This window comes from Parabacteroides goldsteinii, from assembly GCF_020091425.1.
GTDB lineage: Bacteria > Bacteroidota > Bacteroidia > Bacteroidales > Tannerellaceae > Parabacteroides > Parabacteroides goldsteinii.
Genome location: NZ_CP081906.1, coordinates 4,868,227 through 4,889,201, shown reverse-complemented (window position 1 = coordinate 4,889,201; position 20,975 = coordinate 4,868,227). Strand labels below are relative to the sequence as shown.

At 42.1% G+C, this 20,975-nt stretch carries 13 protein-coding genes; 11 read left to right on the top strand and 2 right to left on the bottom strand.

What is annotated here, in order from left to right; genetic code table 11:
- The first annotated feature begins 54 nt into the window (after positions 1-54).
- The 11 genes from K6V26_RS20590 to K6V26_RS20540 all read left to right on the top strand — a co-directional run bounded on the left by K6V26_RS20590 (position 55) and on the right by K6V26_RS20540 (position 17,976).
- Positions 55-3,528 (top strand): TonB-dependent receptor, encoded by a 3,474-nt coding sequence (locus K6V26_RS20590; protein WP_224263708.1) that lies wholly within the window; start codon positions 55-57, stop codon positions 3,526-3,528.
- A 26-nt stretch (positions 3,529-3,554) separates the two neighbouring features.
- Positions 3,555-5,021, top strand: a complete 1,467-nt coding sequence (locus K6V26_RS20585) for a RagB/SusD family nutrient uptake outer membrane protein (RefSeq protein WP_007655855.1) — start codon at positions 3,555-3,557, stop codon at positions 5,019-5,021.
- Between the two features lie 24 nt (positions 5,022-5,045).
- Complete coding sequence (locus tag K6V26_RS20580) at positions 5,046-7,160, top strand: nucleoside hydrolase (protein ID WP_082150407.1); 2,115 nt, start codon at positions 5,046-5,048, stop codon at positions 7,158-7,160.
- Positions 7,161-7,329: 169 nt separating this feature from the next.
- Positions 7,330-8,340, top strand: a complete 1,011-nt coding sequence (locus tag K6V26_RS20575; RefSeq protein WP_010801427.1) for a nucleoside hydrolase — start codon at positions 7,330-7,332, stop codon at positions 8,338-8,340.
- A gap of 57 nt (positions 8,341-8,397) precedes the next feature.
- The gene (locus K6V26_RS20570) at positions 8,398-9,072 is read left to right on the top strand and encodes an SGNH/GDSL hydrolase family protein (RefSeq protein WP_007655849.1); all 675 of its coding nucleotides are present in this window, start codon (positions 8,398-8,400) and stop codon (positions 9,070-9,072) included.
- A 145-nt stretch (positions 9,073-9,217) separates the two neighbouring features.
- Positions 9,218-9,796 (top strand): RNA polymerase sigma-70 factor, encoded by a 579-nt coding sequence (locus tag K6V26_RS20565; RefSeq protein WP_046146445.1) that lies wholly within the window; start codon positions 9,218-9,220, stop codon positions 9,794-9,796.
- A gap of 71 nt (positions 9,797-9,867) precedes the next feature.
- Positions 9,868-10,893, top strand: a complete 1,026-nt coding sequence (locus K6V26_RS20560) for a FecR family protein (RefSeq protein ID WP_046145653.1) — start codon at positions 9,868-9,870, stop codon at positions 10,891-10,893.
- Positions 10,894-11,210: 317 nt separating this feature from the next.
- Positions 11,211-14,396 carry a SusC/RagA family TonB-linked outer membrane protein gene (locus K6V26_RS20555; RefSeq protein WP_224263707.1) on the top strand — a complete coding sequence of 1,062 codons (3,186 nt, stop codon included), beginning with the start codon at positions 11,211-11,213 and terminating at the stop codon, positions 14,394-14,396.
- Between the two features lie 12 nt (positions 14,397-14,408).
- A complete protein-coding gene (locus tag K6V26_RS20550) occupies positions 14,409-16,076 on the top strand; it encodes a RagB/SusD family nutrient uptake outer membrane protein (protein WP_087880765.1) in 1,668 nt (555 codons plus the stop codon).
- A gap of 10 nt (positions 16,077-16,086) precedes the next feature.
- On the top strand, positions 16,087-17,259 hold the full coding sequence (locus K6V26_RS20545; protein ID WP_195586132.1) for an FN3 domain-containing metallophosphoesterase family protein: 1,173 nt from the start codon (positions 16,087-16,089) through the stop codon (positions 17,257-17,259).
- Positions 17,260-17,448: 189 nt separating this feature from the next.
- Positions 17,449-17,976 carry a 3'-5' exonuclease gene (locus tag K6V26_RS20540; RefSeq protein WP_048315730.1) on the top strand — a complete coding sequence of 176 codons (528 nt, stop codon included), beginning with the start codon at positions 17,449-17,451 and terminating at the stop codon, positions 17,974-17,976.
- A gap of 146 nt (positions 17,977-18,122) precedes the next feature.
- Here K6V26_RS20540 and K6V26_RS20535 read toward each other — a convergent pair whose 3' ends face one another.
- Entirely contained in the window at positions 18,123-19,313 is a 1,191-nt protein-coding gene (locus K6V26_RS20535) for a dicarboxylate/amino acid:cation symporter (RefSeq protein ID WP_007655843.1), read from the bottom strand.
- The gene (gene nhaC, locus K6V26_RS20530) at positions 19,282-20,748 is read right to left on the bottom strand and encodes a Na+/H+ antiporter NhaC (protein WP_224263706.1); all 1,467 of its coding nucleotides are present in this window, start codon (positions 20,746-20,748) and stop codon (positions 19,282-19,284) included. The genes K6V26_RS20535 and nhaC overlap by 32 nt, the downstream gene beginning before the upstream one ends.
- Positions 20,749-20,975: the final 227 nt, after the last annotated feature.

Below are 20,975 nucleotides of genomic sequence, written 5' to 3'. Positions count from 1 at the left end.
AATAATTTAAAAGGCAGCCATACGCATGCCGTTTTTAGTAGATTCATTCGGATTATGAAACTGATAAACCTATTCTTCATAGCAGGTATATGTTTCGCGAATGCTGCAAGCAGTTATTCGCAGTCCACTTTGTTAACCTTGGAAGCAGACAACAATACCCTGGAAGAAGTATTCAAAATGATAGAAAAAAATAGCGAATATGTTTTTTTCTATAGTGACAAAGCTGTTAATCTAAAGAAAAAGGTCAGTATTAATGTGAAAGACCAGACGATCGACAAAATACTCGACCAGGTGTTGCTGCAAACCGGCAACGCTTATTCGATCGACGACCGCCAAGTATTCATCGGCGTCGCAGCAAAAAACAAACGAAACACCACTCCACTGCCCGCGGTTGCGCAGGTAGAGCGCATCGATGTGACAGGCGTTGTTCAGGATAAAGCAGGAGAACCTGTTATCGGAGCAACTGTTGTGGAGAAGGATAATCCGACGCATGGTACCATTACCGACCTGGACGGCCGTTTTGAGTTGCGTGGTGTACCTAAGAATGCTGTATTGCAGTTCTCTTTTGTAGGTATGCAAGCAAAGGAAGTGGCTGTGAACGGAAAGAAAATATTCAATGTCATTCTGGAGCCAAATACAGTACTGGATGAAGTCGTTGTCGTTGGATATGGCACACAGTCAAGGGCTACATTGACTACCTCTGTCTCCAAAATGGATACGAAAGCGCTTGAGAGCGTACCTTATTCAAACCTTGTTACAGCGTTGCAAGGAACCGTATCTGGTGTCAGAGTACAGTCTACTACCGGACAGCCGGGTGCAAACCCCCGTATCATCGTGCGTGGCGGTACCTCAATCAACAGCCCCGATGGCGCTGATCCGATCTATATCGTGGACGGTGTGATCCGTAACGACATCGATGGTATTAATTCGGATGATATCGAGTCTATGCAGGTACTGAAAGATGCCGCATCCACTGCCATCTATGGTGCACGCGGATCAAACGGTGTCGTTCTGATTACAACAAAAACAGGTAAAGCCGGAAAAACCAGTGTCACTTATAAATACGACCTTACACTTTCCCAGGTAGGAAAAAGATATGATATGGCATCTGCCCGCGACTATATCTATTATAGCCGTATCGGACATCAGATTGCCGATCAGCGCTGGGGATTCGGCCTGAATGATCTTTATACGGCCACAGGTGCCGGTACGGGTAACGACCTGACAGCGAATACAACTTATACAACACAATATCTGACTCCGGAAAACAAGCATAAATTGAACGAAGGATGGGAAAGTATGCCCGACCCGATCGATCCGTCGAAAACCATCATCTTCAAAGGGACAGACTGGCAGGATGTGTTGTTCCGTACAGCCGTTTCACACAATCATAATGTCAACGTTTCGGGTGGTTCCGAAACAGCTACTTTCAATGCCAGTGCAGGCTATATGAAGAATGAGGGTACCGTTATCACTACATACTATGATCGTTTGACATTCAACCTGGGTGGAGAAGTGAAGCTGCGTCCTAACCTGAAGATCGGCGGACGTGCTTCCTACAGTAAATATACCAATAATGGTGTGAATGAAACAAGTATCTTTGCTCGTGCCATCGGACAGGCGCCGACAACGAAATATACTTTCGAAGACGGTACGCTTTCTCCCGGTATCAAAGGGAACGGAAACCCGGCTTATCATTTGCATCGGAATACCAATAAGAATAGCGATGAGAATATTACGTTCATCTTCGATGGAAACTGGGAGATTATTCCGGGCCTGACATTCGCGCCGTCATTCTCTATTTGGAAAGAAGCTTTGGATACATATTCCTTTACCCCTTCTTACAAGGATGGTGTGAACAACGTGAATACAGTACGCCCGGCTAGTGCCAGTTATTCTAAATGGTGGCAGACACAGGCGGATGCCGTATTAACATACAATAAAGATTTTACGGATCATCACTTGAACGTCATGGCTGGTTATTCCTACTATTTCAAGTCGAGCTATGGTATGTCGGCCAGTGGGGATGGTGCGTTGACCGATTTGATTCCGACGTTGAACGCAGTTTCCAATTACAAGCATATGACCAGCAATTTGTCGAAACAGATTATGTTGGGTTATTTCGGAAGAATCAATTACAACTACAAACAGCGCTATTTGTTGTCGGTGAATGCCCGCTACGATGCTTCTTCCATGTTGGGTAGAGAGCATAAATGGGGGTTCTTCCCCGGCGCTTCTATCGGATGGAATGTGCATGAAGAAGCTTTCTGGAAAGATATGAATGCAGATGCTTTCCGTTTGAAACTGAGAGGCAGTTATGGTGTCAATGGTAATATTACCGGCATGGGACCGTATACGGCGCAGGGCGAATACTCTGTTGGCCAGGGAAGGTATATGTGGGTAAACGGAATTGCGAATACGGTTTTGCCGAATGAAGATTTGCAATGGGAAGAATCTAAAACGTTCGATGTCGGTGTGGATGTCGGTTTGTTCGATCAACGCGTGGATGTTATTTTCGATTATTTCAGTCGTAGGACCGATAATTTGATTACACAGTTGCCTATGCCTTTGTCGTCCGGTTTTGATGTGATTACCACTAACTACGGTAGTCTGGACAACCGTGGTATCGAAGTAGAGGTAAAGGTGCAGGTAATGCCGAAAAGATCCGAATTGCAGTGGGAGTTAGGTTTCAACGCCTCTCATGTGAAAACCAAGATTCGTAAACTTCCGGAAAACGGTGTGGAAAGAAACCGGGTAGGAGGTTATTATGCCTGGAATCCGGAAATCAATGACTACGACTGGGTAGGTGGTCTTCAGGAAGGTGGCCGGATCGGTGATCTTTTTGCCTGGAAGTCGTTGGGAATCTATGCTACCGATGAGGAAGCGAAGGCCGACCCCGTGGTTGATATGATGGACCCGTATGAAGATAAGACCAAATACGGTGGTGATACCCGCTGGTATGATGCCGATGGTAATGGCCAAATCGATGAGAAAGATATTTGTTATATGGGTAATACGTATCCGAAGTGGACAGGCGGTATTTCAAGCTCCTGGAGTTGGAAGAATTTCGATTTGTACCTGCGTATGGACTATATGACCGGACATACTATCTTTAACGAACAGAAAATCTTTCTTTGCGGACGCTGGGCTGGTAACCTCAATATACCGCAGGAAATGATCGACAAGAGCTGGAAAAAGCAAGGTGACATAGCTGCATTGCCGGTGTATATACCGAATGAAGATTATAACTTGTGGAGAGGTGGCGATTGGTATGGATTGGGTATGATGAACTCTGAATTTTATGAATCGGGTAATTACCTTTGCATCAGAGAGCTTACGTTGGGTTATAAACTGCCGCTTACAGGTATGATGAGTAAAATTTTTCAGAACCTGAAAGTGAATGTAACCGGAAACAACCTTCATTATTTCACGAAATATTCGGGTGCGAATCCCGAGTTCGGAGGAAAAGATTCAGGGCGTTATCCTCTTCCCAGAAATGTGATTTTCGGCGTATCTGCTACATTTTAATTTAATTTCGTAAAACTCGATAAGTTATGAATAAGTATAGTAATTTATTTATATGCCTGTTTGTTCTGTTATTTTGCTCATCATGTGGGGATCTTTTGAACCAGAAGCCTGAGAGTGCTATTACAAACGAGTCTTTTTGGACGAATCAAGATGATGCAACAGGGGTCTTGACGCATTCGTATGTACAACTCAGGTCGATGTCGTGCGGTGAGTTGTTTACGTTGGGAGAATCCAGAAGTGATGTGATTACGAGGGCAGTCACAGGGGATATCTATGAGCGGTATTATAAAAATACGTTGAGCCAGGAATTACCGGGTCCCGACTGGACTTCACTCTATAAGATTGTCAATGAGGCGAATCTGCTTATTAAATATATACCTCGTATCGATGCGGTTGAGGCCACAAAAAATAACTTGTTAGCAGAGGCTTATTCATTGCGGGCTTATCTGTATTTTGTGTTGGTTAAAACCTGGGGCGGTGTTCCGCTCCGGGTAGAGCCCACCGAAGGTTACAATCCGGAAACCGTACATAAAGGCCGGGCTACAGTGGAAGAGGTTTTCAAAGTGATAAAAGAGGATTTGGATAATGCGATCGCTTTGTTTCAGGACAATACTTTCTGGGCCTCCAGAAACCGTTTCTCCCAGCCGTTTGCCAATGCCTTGAAGGCCGATGTTTATTTGTGGACAGCCAAACGGTGCGGCGGAGGGAATGCCGATCTGGAGACTGCTTTGGCGGCTTGCAATGAAGTGCTGAAGGCTGATGTGGCGTTGCTTCCGAACTTTGCCGATCTGTTTGAATTTGGTAATAAAAGCAATGAGGAGATAATCATGTCTATTGCAAACACTATTTATGATGGTGGGGAGAATTATTTTAAGGATAACTATTCCGGAGCAGACGGCGGTATGATAGATCCAATTAGCGGAGAGGTGATAGGTACTACCGGGAATGGTATGGCTTGGACTGTAAGCGATTTGGTTAAAAATCAATTTACAGATGACGATAGCCGGAAAGAGGCTTCTTTTGTCGATGGGTTGAGATATGGTGAAAATAATGAGATGGAGTATCCGGCTTTGATTCGTAAAGGGCGGGGAGTCGTACAAAATGGTCAGAGGTATTTCAGGAGTGATTTCGTTTTATATCGCCTGGCAGACGTGCTGCTTATGAAGGCTGAAGCCAAGAATGCATTGGGACAGGATCCGTCTGAAGAGATGAACCTGATCAGAAAGAGAGCGTATGGTGATAATTTTGACAAACACATCTTTGTGAACCGGTCTAAAGAATTGAATGACGACGAGATTCTGAAAGAAAGATTGCTGGAATTGGTGTTCGAAGGAAAAAGATGGTGGGACCTCATACGATTCGGAAAAGCATTTGATATAGTGCCTTCATTGAATAATAAGAAAGGGCAGGATCACATGTTGTTATGGCCGCTTAGCTTGACTGTATTGACTCGTGAACCGCAAGTCGGACAGACTCCTGGTTGGGGAGACTGATTCTCTTGAAAATAGAATATAGGGATGAGATATTTACTTGTTAGTGTAATAATAAGTATTGGTATTGGTCTGTTTGGTTGTAAACAAGAACAGAATGCTGGGGAAAATACATCACTTCCCCAGCATGTTCAAGTACGAAACGTGATTATTGATGCCGATACGGATAATGAGCTGGATGACTTGCTTGCAATCGCTGCTGCTTTGAAGTCGCCTAAGCTGGAAGTCATCGGAATGACTGCTGCGCAATGGGATGGAAGGAATAATACGGTGCGGGAAGGACATGATCCTTGGTGGAATGATAATTCTGCCTATACCAGTTGGCTGATGAATGCCGTATTGGTGCAGTTATTAGACCGGACAGACCTTCCCTTACCCGTGGGAAGTGAGAGGAAGATCGTTTATAAAAAAGGGAGTCCTGAAAACAACCCTCGCAGAAGTGAGGCAACGGATTTTATTATCCGCAAAGCATCAGACTTGCCTCCGGGAGAAAAGTTGACAATCATCAGTACCGGAGCCCTAACGAATGTGGCATCTGCTGTAATGGTGAAGCCTGAAATAGCTAAAAAGATAGCGCTTTACTGGCTTGGGCAAACCTATGATTTTGAAAAGGATGTATGGATAGGCGAACATGAATTTAATGTGGCTAATGACTTGGAGGCCTTTGATCTTCTTTGCGATGCAGAAGATTTGGAATTTCATATTATGCCTAATAACGTAAGTGGATTACTGCGTTTTCATAATGCCCATTCGATCAATAAGCTTGAAAAGGTGGAAGGTATAGGTACTTTTATAGCGGATCGGTGGAGAAAGAGGATTGGAGACAATATGACTTCTTCCTGGACCATGTGGGATGTCGCTCTTGTTTATGCGATCATCAATCCGGAATGGGCGGAAGAAAAGAAGGTCGATACGCCTCCGGGTACAACCAAAAGAAAGGTCGATATATACACGAATATCGATGCGGAGAAAATGGAGAATGAGTTTTGGAATGCTTTAGGTTGTAATGTCCCTGAGGGACAGCAAGCGGCAGCACAGCCACAGATACGAAAAGTAAAAGATGTGGTTATTTATGAAGATCCTAAATTTCATGCAACATTTCCTTCGGCTGTAAAGCTGGGGCCCAATGAGTATACGGTGGCATTCCGGCGTGCACCGGACAGAAGAGTTTTTGGTGAACCTGGGAATGCGCATGTCGATCCTAACAGCTATTTGGTGCAGGTTCATTCGAATGATGGTGAAAACTGGACGAAAGATCCGGAGTTAATCTACGCCCATCCTTTTGGTGGTTCACAGGACCCTTGTTTATTGCAATTAAAGGATGGAACTTTGCTTTGTGCCAGTTACGGCTGGGCTTTTTCCTCTCAGGAGGGTATAGACAATTTAGGAAAACCTGTTTTGCATGAGAGTTGGCATGGTGGTGAAATTGCATTTTTAGGAGGATATATCTTGCGGTCTTTTGACAAGGGGAAAACATGGGAAGATCCGATTATTCCTCCAACGCTGGGTTCGGAAATTTATATCAGCGCAACGGGAGAGCCTCTGCCGACTTATAACAGAGGGGCCATGTGCGAAGGTAAAAACGGCAAGATTTATTGGATTGTGGCTGGTCATGATCCAGCCCCGTTAGGAAAAACCAGTAATCATTTGCTTGTATCTGAGGACAAAGGCGAAACCTGGCAGTATTCCGGACTGGTTGCTACCGATGATAGTGTTGCATTCAATGAAGCTTCCGTTTATGAAACACCGAAGGGAGATATAGTCGGTTTTCTACGGACTACTTTGTATGATCATGCATGTATTGCCAGGTCGACCGATGGAGGAAAGACTTTCGAATGGAAATCAATGCAATTCCAGGGGCATCCTTTGGCGGCTCTGAGGCTCCCTGATAATCGTGTGTTGTTGACATATGGCTATCGTCATAAGCCTTTTGGCATCCGGGCAAGAATTTTGAATGCAGAATGTACGGATTATGCCATTTCCGAAGAATTTATACTTCGTGATGATGGTGATGGACCGGATTTAGGTTATCCTTGGCCGATTATGCTGGAAGATAATAGAGTTCTTGTAGTTTATTATTATAATAAAAATGGCCATCGTAATATTGAAGGTACCATTTTGGATATAGACTGTAAAAAATAAAGAAATATATACCTTTAAATTCTAAGATCATGTAAAAGAACGCAGACAGAACAGATGACGCGGATAAACGCAAATTTATTTTATTAAATAACTTTGCCGTAATCTGCGTTCTGTCTGCCTTAATATCAATTATCTTCTGGCAGTGAGTGGATAAAAAATGAAATATGAGATGAAAGATAAATTTAAAATAATTTTGTTGGTCATCTTTTTGACCGGTTGTAAGACATACGAGAACCGGCAGGAAGACAGAAACGTGGATGAGCTGTATCTGAATACCACTCCCGGAAAGGAAATGATATTGGATGTCGATATGTGTACGGATGTGGATGATGTATGTGCGGTAAGGATTGCAACGGCACTTGATGATGATGGGACTATCGATTTAAAGGGTGTCGCATATTCAATAGTCGGAAAGAATAATCTGGAAGCATTGAGAGGTTTCCTGTTATATGAAAATAAACCGGATGTATTGATCGGAAAAAGTATGGCAAACAATCCGGATGAATCCCCTTATTGGGATTTGATGGCAGCATATAACGATGGTAATGTAAATGCGTATGAAGCTGTAAAAATGTATAGAAAGATATTGTCAGAAAGTAATACGCCTGTGGATATTGTCACTACCGGGTATACGACAAATATAGAAGCCCTGTTGAAAAGCCAACCGGATGAATATTCTGATTTGTCGGGGCTTGAGTTAGTAAAACAAAAATGCGGACAGTTGTATATCGTCGGTGGAACTTATCCCGAAGGGCGTTGTAATAATTTTTTCTTTACTAAGGAAGCCCGATTGGCTATTGATTATGTAAGTAAGACCTGGCCTTATCCGATACTATTTTTTACAAATGAAGTGGGGGGAATGCTCAGGTGCGGTGGTCAATTACAGGCTGTGGATATAGATAAGAGGGATATTGTAACTCGTTCATTGGTCGCGTTCGGGACTCAAAACGGTCGTCATGCTTGGGACCCTTTTGGAGTATGGTGTGCCGGGTATGCTTGCGGAAAAATTAACCGGTTAGGTTTCAAACGTGTAAATATAGCCATAGATACTGAAACGGGACGTAATACATTTACAGATGCCGCCGATGGAAAACATTTCGTGATATATCGGTTATGTGATGATGATAATTATTATAATATAATGATGGATCATTTACTAATAAAAAAAGCCAAACTTTAATTGTTAACACATCAAGGATTGAATTTAGTAATAACGTAACTTAATAAAAATAGTAGTATGAAAAACGTAAAAAAATGGTTGATACTAAGTATTTGTGTATTGGCCACAACTTCATTATTTGGCCAACAGGCAGTCGACTGGGCCAATTTCGAACGGTATGCAGAACAGAACAAGACTGTAAAAACACCTTCGAAAGTCGTGTTTATAGGAAATTCGATTACCGAAGGTTGGTGGTATGCTGATTCGTTGTTCTTTAAGAAGAATGAGTTTATAGCTAGAGGAATCAGCGGACAGGTCACATCTCAAATGTTGGTTCGCTTCCGCAAAGATGTGATCGACCTTAAACCTAAAGCGGTAGTAATCCTTGCCGGAGCTAACGACATTGCGGAGAATAACGGTTATATCTCTTTGGAGAATATCAAGGGAAATATTGTTTCTATGATTGAATTGGCGAAACTTCATAAGATAGATGTGATTCTGTGTTCTGTTTTGCCAGCTTATGACTTTAGTTGGCATAAGGGACTGGAGCCGGCGGAAAAAATTATCGAGCTGAATAAAATGCTTAAAGCATATGCAGACCGTAATAGAATTACCTATGTAGATTATCACTCTAAAATGGCAGACGAACGGAATGGATTACCTGAAAAGTATTCCGGAGATGGGGTACATCCTAATGCGGAAGGATATAAGGTCATGGAAAATATACTTCTGCCGGTGTTAAAACGGTACTAGCGTTGATTCTTTGATCAAAAAACAGTTTTTTTAATCCATAACTACTAAAATGAAAGATGAGGGTATCCGACGGATACCCTTTTTTCTGTTTTTTGTTTTGTCATTTGATAATTCTTTTACCTTTGCACAGGTAACTGCATACGTTATGGATAAGGAATCACAACACATCTGTAATCTTAGGAAAGGAGACACTACATCTTTTGAATATCTTTATACTGTTTGGAGCGGTAAACTCTATAACTTTGTTATGCGTATTTCGAAAGGGGATAGTTATTTGGCGGAGGAAATTGTACAAGCTGTATTTATCAAGGTTTGGGAAGGGAAGGAGTCTCTTGATCCCGGAAAATCGTTTGGAGCTTACCTTTGTACAATAGCCAAAAACCAACTCGTAAATATTTATCAGCACAGAATGCTGGAACAGCTTTATCAGGAAAAAGTAATAGCCTCCGAACCAACAGAAAACACAACTGAAAAAGAAGTCGATTATCACTTACTGGAAGAATACATTGACTCATTGATAGACCAACTGCCCCCTGCCCGTAGGGAGATATTTGTACTAAGCCGCCGGAATATGCTGACTAATAAGGAAATTGCAGAAAAACTCAATCTTTCTGAAAATACGGTAGAATCACAGTTAACCAAGGCTATTTCATTCATGCGTAGCCGGATAAATCAACACTACGGTTTATCTGTTTCTTTACTCCTTTATTTATTAATTGATTAATAAAAGTTAAATACACGAGGGCGGGTAACGGATTTGTATCTGTTGCCTGTATACCTAATAGACACAATAAAATGGAAAAGACTGATTACATACAATTATTTGATAAGTTCCTGTTAAAGCAGGCTTCTGCAGAAGAAATTCAGGTTCTCATCCAATGGCTGAAAAGCGAAGGTTCTTTTCTGGACTGGGCGGATGAGGAATGGAATGTAGCGGCTTCAGAAATGGATACGAAATTACAACGGCAGTTGTTTGGACAGATAAAAGAAAAGATCAGTCAGATAGATAAGACGTGTTTGCCGGAAAAAGAGAATAGACGTCGCAAATTCTATCTGTGGTTCGCCCGTGTTGCTTCTGTTATTTTATTATTGTTGATGACGGGCTTGTCCGTGCATTATTATACCATGAGCCAGATGATTATGCCTGATATGATTGTTTCTGTAGAGAAAGGACAAAAGGCAAATGTTGTACTCCCTGACGGATCGAAAGTTTGGGTTAATTCAGATTCCCGGTTGTCTTATGGTAGCCGATTCAATCAAAAAGAGAGAGTTTTGTCTTTGGAAGGGGAGGCCTATTTTGAAGTGACGCCGGATAAAGACCGTCCGTTTATTGTAGAGACGGACGAACTGGCTGTCCGTGCATTAGGAACCAGTTTTAATGTAAAATCTTATGAAGAAGAGAAAGATGTTTCAACTGTCCTCATGACCGGCAAAGTGGAAGTTACATCAGACTATGACCGTCTTGTCTTAAATCCGAATGAAAGGATCGTTTTCAATAAACAGACCGGACATATGGAAAAAAGTACTGTAGAGAATACCGGTGATTATATCAATTGGAAATATAATGCACTGACATTTAACGGTGAGACATTTGAAAATATTGTTCATACGCTGGAACGATATTATAATACCCGGATTGTATTCGAATCGGAAACATTGAAAAAATATCGTTTCACAGGAACTCCAGGTAATACCAGTCTGGAAAGTATATTGCAGATATTATCTCTGACTTCTCCTTTGTCTTATGAAGTAAGGGATAGTATGATTATTTTACGGGAAAATGTAAAACAGAAAGCTTATTATGAAAAAGCATTGAAATAGATAAATAATTTGTTTAACACTAAAGTATTGGAATATGGAAAACACGGGATAGAATGATAAAAAAGGGATAGTGTCAGACACCATCCCCTCTACTGTAATTTATAAACCGCACTTCGGTATCTCGCAAATAACAAGTGCAATTAATAAATACCTTTAATCTCTACAAATTTATGAATTATTTAATTAGTAGGACTATTTATGTCCTTAAAAAACGGCAATTTAGCTGGGTTAGATTAGTTTTATTAATATTGTTTATATCTCCTTCCCTTTTGGGGCAGATATCGATAAGTATACAAAAACAAACTTTACGTCAGGCTTTGAAAGCAATCGAACGTTCAGGTAATTATCAGTTTTTCTATAATGAAGATTTATTCAGTCTGGATAAAGTAGTGTCTCTGTCGGTAAAGGATGCTCCGATAGAAGATGTATTGGATAAACTATTGTCTGGTACGGATATCACCTATAAAAAAGAAAAGGAAAACCTGATTGTGCTGACATTGAAAGCAACATCTGTTACTCAGAAGCAAGAGAATCGGACTGTAAAAGGGACCGTTGTCGATGCTGCCGGCGAACCTGTTATTGGGGCAAATGTGGTGGAAAAAGGAACAACAAACGGTACAGTAACTGATTTGGATGGTAATTTTACATTGAATGTGTCTGCCGGTTCAACCTTAAGTATTTCTTATATTGGTTATACAGAACAATTTGTTTCAGTAGGCAACCTATCAACATTCAATATTAAATTGATGGAAGATACACAGAAGCTGGAAGAAATTATCGTTGTTGGATACGGTGCTCAGAAAAAAGTTAATCTGACGGGATCTGTTGCTTCTATTTCCAGTCAGGAACTGGTACAACGTCCTATTACATCGGTTGCATCCGGTATCCAGGGAATCGTTCCCGGTCTGACCATTACATCCGGTCAGGGTCGTCCGGGTTCCAGTGATAACACCAGTATCCGTGTACGTGGTACGGGTACATTAAACAATTCAGATCCCTATATATTGATCGATGGAATAGAGTCCGGTTCTATGAATCAGATTGATCCGAATGATATTGAGTCTATTTCTGTACTGAAAGATGCGGCTTCTGCTGCAATTTATGGTTCGAAAGCAGCCAATGGGGTAATTCTGATTACAACAAAGCGTGGTGTTTCCGGGCGTCCTGTTGTTTCTTATAATGCTACTTTCGGTTGGCAGACAGCAACTGGTTTTATCGAAAGAATGAACTCAGCTGATGCTGCAACTTATTACAATAAAGCATTGGAGTCAAGTGGTAAAGCCCCCCGCTTTACTGAAGAAGATATTAAGTTGTTTCGTGACGGCAGCGATCCTTACGGACATCCTGATACCGATTGGAATGATTTGGGTTTCGCGGGAAACGGCTTTATGCATCAACATAATATCAACCTGTCAGGTGGTTCGGAGAATATAAAGTATATGGCTTCTGTCGGTTACCTGAATCAAAATGGTATTATGAAACACAGTAACCGTGAGCAGTTCAATATGCGTACCAATTTGGATGCCAAATTATCGGATCATATTAATGTGCGTGCGAATATGTCGTTTATTCATAACGATTATGCAGACCCGACGAACTCGTATGTAGGAGGTGGTTCTGACCAGATTATCCGTCAGTTGAATCGTATCGCTCCCTGGATACCTTATAAGAATGAAGATGGAACATATGGAACCATCGGTGATGGAAATCCTGTAGCCTGGCTGGATCTGGATCAGACATTGAATCGTAACAATCAGAATTTCTCTGGTATCCTGGCTGTTGATTATAACATAATGAAAGGTCTGAAATTTACAGCGCAGGGAGCATATGTATCCGATGTTCAGGATAGAAAAGAATTTGTCAAGGATATTCAATATAATACGATCAAATATCATGGTCCCAACTCATTGGATGAACGTACTTACCTATGGGACCGTACTTCATTGGATCTGTTGGTCAATTATGACAAAAGTTTCGGGAATCATAACCTGAAAGCAATGGCAGGCTATCGTATTGAAAAATATAATTATAAGTATACGAAGGCTTATCGTCAGAGTTTTCCGAATAATGATATGACGGATATTAATGCCGGTACCCAATCAACCCAGACAAACGAAGGTTATTCCCGTGAATTGGCTATGATGTCTTATTTTGGACGTATCAATTATGACTATGCAGGAAAATACTTGTTCGAGGCGAATTTCAGGGCGGATGCTTCTTCCCGTTTCAGTCCGGATAACCGTTGGGGATATTTTCCATCTCTTTCTGCCGGATGGCGTTTGTCTGAAGAAGGTTTCATGGAAGGAGCCAGTGACTGGATGCAATCACTGAAAGTCCGTGCATCATGGGGCCAGCTTGGAAACCAGGAAGCATTGGATGATTATTATCCTTGGTTAATAACTTATGCGATTGGTTCAAGTAGTGGGGGGAACTATCCTTTTGACGGAAATGTAAACACTGGTATTATGCAGAAAGCTCAGAAATTATCTACCATTTCCTGGGAAAAGTCGTCAAACTGGGGTATCGGATTTGATTTGAGCGTACTTTCTTGTCTGGATTTTACAGTCGATTATTACAATCGTAAAACAACTGGTATTATTATGGATGTGCCTGTTCCCGGTAGTTTTGGATTAGATCCGTATAAAGATAATGTGGGAGCCATGCGCAATTCAGGTTTTGAAGTGACGGCTGCTTTTCGTAAACAATGGAATGACTGGAAATTCTCAGCAACAGGGAATATGGCTGTGAATAAAAATGAAATTCTGAATTTGGGCGGTGTCAATGAGATGTTGGATAAAAATAATAACTATTTTATCAATCGGGTAGGCTCTGCCTATAAATCATTTTATGGTTATGTTGCTGACGGCTTATTTAGAAGTCAGGAAGAGGCTGATGCTTATACTGAAAAATACGGTAATCCGTTTGGTAATGCATTTAAAGCCGGTGATATTAAATACAAAGATGTCAATGGAGACGGTAAGCTAACTTCAGCCGACCGTGATGTCTCCGGCTCAGAGCAGCCGAATGTTACTTTCGGTCTCAATTTATCTGCTTCCTGGAAAAATTTTGATCTGTCGGTATTTATGCAGGGAGCCTGTGGTGTGTCACGTTATTTTAACAATGAAGTATTTGGTGAATTTACAGGAGATAGTTCACATCCTTCGACAGCCTGGTTTGATGCCTGGTCGCCTGAAAATCCGAATGGAACTTTCCCGCGTGTTGCGGAGTCTGACCGGACCAGCAGTAGACCGAGTAACTATTCTACATTCTGGATCTTTAAGACAAATTATTTACGTGTCAAAAACATTCAGTTCGGATATAATCTGCCGGATAACTGGTTGAAAGGAATTGGCGTTTCACGTGCCAAGATTTATTATTCAGGTGAAAACTTGTTTAAGTTTGATAACCTGCCGGTTAATATTGATCCGGAAGCTCCTTCTGGTCGTGGTTCTCATTATCCGCAGGTATGTACAAATTCAATTGGAATAAATATAACCTTCTAATATACAGGAATTATGAAATTATTAAAATATCTTTCTCTTTCTTTGGTCGCATGTGGAGTTGCATTGAGCTCATGTGATGATTTTTTCGATACGAAACCGTACGATCAACTATCTCCTTCTACTTTCTGGCAAACAGAAGATGACGTCTATAGTGCAGCTACTGCATGTTATGATAAATGGAATGAGGCGAAAAACGGCTCTACAGATATTCTCTATGCCGATTGCCTTTCTGATATTGGATTTAATTATAGTAATACAAGTTCTCTGAAAGTGACAGGCAACGGAGCAATGACGCAGGCTGCGACTGTGACTTACTATAATTATGAAACGATCCGTCGGTGTAATACTTTTCTGGAAAATGCAGAGAGTGTGGCTTTTGCAGATGAGGCAGAAAAGAAAGACTTGTTTGCCCAGGTTCGTACGATCCGGGCATACCGTTATTTTCATATGAACTTTTGGTATGGAGGTGTTCCATTGATTACCGACCTGCCTCAAACATCTTCAGAAGCACAGGTTGAACGTGCTTCTGAAGAGACTGTGAAAAAGTTTATTTATGGCGAACTGGATGCTGCTATATCCGACCTGAAAGATAAACCGTCACAGCGTGGACGTATTGCCAAAGGAACGGCTTTGGCAATCAAAATGCGTGCAGCCTTGTATTGGGGCGATCTTGACCTGGCTATGAGTGCTGCTCGTTCGATCCAGAATCTGAACCAATATGAACTGGATCCTAATTTTCAGGAAATGTTCAGTATTAAAGGACAGGGATCGAAAGAGATTATTTATGCCATGCAGCATGTTAGCAATACCTATGCATTTTCCAATATGATCCGTATGTTTAATAATCAGGACGGAGGTTGGGCTTCAATGGTTCCTACCCAGAATCTGGTTGATATGTATGAAATGAAATCCGGGTTACGTCCGGAAGAAGAAGGCTCTGGTTATGATCCTGTGCATCCTTTTGCAAACAGGGATCCCCGTTTGGCTTTGACGATCCTGTATCCAGGTATGGATTGGGTCGGTTCCGACGGAAAACAGCGGGTTATTAATACCTTGGATAAAAGTATTGATGGCAGTTTGAATGCCGACTATATGGATGCCGCTGATAATTCATCAAGAACCGGTATGATCTGGGCCAAATATACAGTTCCGCTGTCTCAGTATTCGGCATCATTAGGAAATGAAAATACGTGTCCGATCCTTTTCCGTTATGCGGAAGTCTTGCTGACAATTGCAGAAATTAACGTAGAAAAGAATGAGAATACAACAGAAGTTTATGATATACTCGACCAGCTTAGAGCACGCTGTGGCCATGTCGCTGTTGACAGGGCGAAATATAATACGCAGGAAAAACTCCGTGAACTGGTTCGTCGCGAACGTTGTATTGAAATGGCAGGAGAGGGTTTGCGCAGAGCTGACTTATTGCGCTGGAAAGACCAGAATGGAAAAATGCTGGCAGAAACGCTTATGAACGGCACATTGTATCGTATGATAGGTACTGTAAATGTAAATGAACCTGACCGTGACTTACGAGCAACTATTTCTGCTCCGACAGCAGAAAATGAGTCGTTGCGTAAGATTGAAGATCGGGTGTTCCGTCCATACAACCGTTATTTGCCATTTCCACAGGCCGAATTGGATAAGAACCCGAATTTAAAACAGAATGAAGGATATGAATAATAATAAGTATATGAAAAGGCTATTTTTAAGTTTGATCTGTATCTGTATTTCTGTGCTTGGTTTTGCACAAGATCGTATTACAATAAAGCATGGTCCGTATCTTCAAAATTTGAAGGAAACGGAAGTAACGGTTGTATGGATGGTAGGCAAGCCGTCTGTCGGATGGGTAGAACTGGCACCGGATGACAATAGTGATTATTATCAACAGGAACGGCCGAAATATTTTGACTCGACTAATGGAGTAAAAAATACATCGTTATTGCATGCTGTGAAAATAACCGGTTTGACTCCCGGTACAAAATACCGTTACCGGGTATATTCGCAGGAAGTACTGGATCACCAGGGGGTGGAAGTTATGTATGGTAAGGTTGCTGCGACTGATGTTTATGGAGCTGAACCATTAATCTTTACAACCAATGACCGGAATAAACCGGAGACATCCTTTGTTATGATTAATGATATTCACGGTCGTACGGATGATATTCCTCAATTATTGAAGGTGGCTGATTATAAAAATACGGATATGTTGATTTTCAATGGGGATATGTTGAGTCAGTTGAAAAATGAAGAAGAATTGTTTACTGGTTTCATGGATGTATCGATCGATATGTTTGCCAAGGAAACGCCTATGTATTATGCCCGTGGAAATCATGAAACCCGCGGTATTTTCGCAACTTTCTTCCAGCATTATTTCTCACCGAAGGAGCCGCATTTGTATTTCCTGCTTCGCCAGGGTCCGATCTGTTATATTTTCCTGGATACAGGTGAAGATAAACCGGATTCGGATATTGAATATAGTGGCATAACTGATTATGATAATTATCGGACGGAACAGGCTAAATGGTTGGTAGAAGCTGTAAAATCAAAAGATTTTACAGAGGCAAAATACAGAGTGGTTATTGCACATATGCCTCCGTTGCCTGACAAAAGGTTATGGCATGGACAAAAAGAGGTCCTGGAAAAATTTGTCCCTGTTCTGAATAATGTAAATGTCGATGTCATGCTGAGTGGCCATTTACATCATTATTTTAATAATAAGCCGACATCTTCTGTGAAGTTTCCTGTAATAGACAATGCCCACAAAACAGTGGTAAAAGGTGTTACGAAAGATAATAAGCTGGAATTAAAAGTAATGGATCTGGAAGGAAAGATGGTTGATCAGATAACATTAATCGCAAAATAAACAGATTATCTATTGTTGTCCCTATACGGAAAATTAAAAAAGGAGATTATCCCGATGAAGCCGGAGATAAATCTCCTTTTTGTCTCTAATAAAATCAAGAAACATTGTGTGGAAAGAAATAGGTGCCTTTCATAAAGAAAAGTAATTCACGTTATATTATTATCTTTGCCAGATAAAGAAACAAGGAATATGGAACGCTTTGCCGCAATAGATTTTGAGACCGCCAATGGGAAACGCAGTAGTGTATGCAGTGTCGGGATTGTCATTATGGAAGATAATCATGTGATCGATCAGGTGTATAGCCTGATCCGCCCGTATCCTAACTATTATACTCAGTGGACAACGGCTGTTCACGGACTGACACCGGAAGATACGAATGAGGCACCTGATTTTGAAGAAGTCTGGGCGAAAATTGCACCGAAGGTTGCCGATTTGCCACTGGTAGCCCACAACAGCCCTTTCGATGAAGGATGCCTGAAAGCTGCACATATGGCCTACGAACTGGCCTATCCCAAATATCAGTTCTATTGTACCTGCCGACTGTCACGAAAAATGTATCCTTTTCTGGTGAACCATCAGCTACATACTGTGGCTGCCTATTGCGGATATGACCTGAGGAATCACCATCATGCAATGGCGGATGCCTATGCCTGTGCACATATCGCTATTACAATGATGCGGGAAAAAGGTGTAAATACTTTACAGGAATTATTATAAAGGTTTTTCGGATACACCTAGGTCTAATTCGATTTAGAGGTAGGTGTAAATGAATTTAGAGGTACGTCTAAATCAAAATAGACGTACCTCTTTTTTATTTTTCATTGGGAAGACTTTCAATGAATAATGTGATGTCTCCTGAAAAACTATTCGGTTATGTCGGGCGAAGTCTGTTGTTTTCCGGCAATCTTATCTACTACAATCGCAATGGCACCGTCTCCGGTTACATTGCAGGCTGTTCCGAAACTATCCATTGCAATGTAAAGTGCGATCATCAGCGCCTGCAATGTCTCATTGAAACCGAGCATACTTTGCAGCAATCCCAATGCCGCCATGATCGCTCCTCCCGGAACTCCCGGTGCGGCTACCATCGTTATACCCAGCATCATGATGAATCCTGCCATTCCGGCAAAGGTGACCGGTTCTCCGGCCATGTACATGATCGCCATGGCGCAGGCCGTGATCTTCATCGTACTTCCGGAAAGATGGATGGTCGCGCAGAGAGGCACTACAAAAATTGCGATTGTCTCACGGACACCGTTCTTTACCGTCTGGGCCAGTGTCACGGGAATAGTGGCGGCTGACGATTGAGTCCCTAATGCGGTGGCATAAGCCGGCAGCATATTCTTTAACAGGCGGAACGGATTCCTGCCACTGATGCTTCCGGCTACCGTAAACTGGATGAGCAAAAGCAGCACATGGAGCACGAATATCACAATGATCACTTTCAGGAACATCGTTATGATGCTCATTACCTGGCCGCTGACTGTCATATTCAGGAAAATACCGAAAATATGCAGGGGAAGCAACGGGATGATTACCGCTTCGATCAATATGGTGATAATTTTCTGGAAGTCATTAAATGCCTCCCGCAGTGTATTACCGCTGATATAGGACAGTCCCAGACCGATTGTGAATGATAGGAGCAGGGCTGTCATTACATCCATCAGAGGCGGCATGGCTACCGTAAAGTAGGGCGTCAGCATGAAATCTTCCGGATTATCCATGGCTGTCAGTTCCGTATTGGCCGGCAGGATATGAGGAAAGATCGCCGAGCTACTGAAAAAGGTAAAGAAGCCTGAAAATATAGTCGAGCCGTAAGCTATCAAAGCCGTAATGGCCAGTAGTTTTCCGGCACCTTTCCCTAAATCGCCGATAGCAGGCGTTACCAGCCCCAGGATGATAAGGGGGATGGAGAACGACAGGAAGTTGCCGAACAACGAATTGAAGGTCACAAAGATACGTGCGATACCATTCGGTAGAAACTGGCCGAATAATACACCGGCAGCAATGGCAATGACTACTTTAGTCAGTAGCGATACTTTCAGCTTTTTCATTTATTCGTTTGATTTTAAACCCGATGGCAGCAACAGTGATGCTCATTAACGGGCTGATTAGATTAAAGAAACAATAAGGTAAATATGTGAATGTGGCGACACCCAGGATGGTTGCCTGTGTCATACCACAAGTATTCCAGGGGATAAGAACAGAAGTGACAGTCACTGAATCTTCCGTCGTGCGGCTTAACAAACGGCTCTCATATCCTTTTTTCTGGTAAATATCCTTGAACATGTTACCGGTCAGGATGATAGAGATATATTGGTCGGCAGTGCAGATGTTCAGAAACAGACCGGAGGCAACCGTTGAAGCAACCAGTCCGACAGTCCGTTTCATAAAACGGATAAATACGGAAGTAATGCTTCCCAACATTCCGCTGGCCGTCATGGCACCACCAAAACACATAGCGCAGATAATCAGCCAGATCGTATTCATCATACCGCTCATACCCCGTGTGGAAACCAGGTCATTCAAATCCGGATTCCCCGTCTGGACCTGGGTACTGCCGTAGAAAGTCATGATCAACCCTTTGAACTGCGATTGCATATCCTGAACCGGCAGGCCGGATATTTCCTGTAACAGGTGGGGTTGGAAAAATAAGGCGAATATGCCGGCCAATGTAGCAGAAATGAACAGGGTGATGATGGACGGTATACGTTTGGCGATCAGAATCCCTGTTATGACGGGTACGATCAGCAGCCATAATGAAATATGGAAAGTCTCTTTCAGCGAGGCAGAATACATGGCGATCTGGTCGGTCGCAGTCGCTTCATGTGCGAAACCGGCTACGGTAAAGATTGTCAGTGTAATGATCATGGACGGCACTGTCGTGATCATCATATATTTGATATGCTTGAACAAAGGAGTATCCGTTACCGAAGAGGCGAGGACCGTCGTATCCGAGAGCGGAGATATCTTGTCCCCGAAATAGGCACCGGAGATAATCGCCCCTGCAATCCATCCGTCTTCAAATCCCTGTGCCTGCCCGATTCCCAGCAGGGCGATCCCGATGGTTGCGATTGTTGTCCAGGAACTGCCTGTCATAACGGATACGATCGCACAAATGATACAGGTTGATGCCAGAAAGAAACTGGGATGAATGATCTGCATCCCGTAGTAGATCAGTGTCGGGACGACTCCGCTAATCATCCAGCTGCCGGATAAAGCACCGATGATCAACAGAATGATCAGCGCGGTAGCCACACCGGAGATATTATTGACCATTGCCAGTTCGATCGCTTTCCAGCGCACTTTGCTGTATCCCATAGCAATCAGGCAGCAAACAGCCGTTGCCGTAAGTAATACTACCTGACTTCCTCCGCTTAGTGCATCACTGCCAAAAGTATGAATTGTAACAAATAAAAGGGTTACCAATACAAGTATGGGAACCAGTGAAAGTAAGGGAGAGGGTATCCTTTTGGGAGTATGATCCATTATTATATATATGCTTATGAATTATTTGCCTGCAAAAATACGGAAAATAATGTATATATTGATATCCTGGATTTCATTATCCCAATGACAGATCATCCAAATAAATAAAATTGACAAAATCCCGACTGTTTTTGATCTCATTCTCGTTTTAAACGAACCTTTTTTTCGTTTAAACCCAATAAAATCTCCGTTTAACTGAAATGTAAAAGAGTAGTAGTGGAGTTATG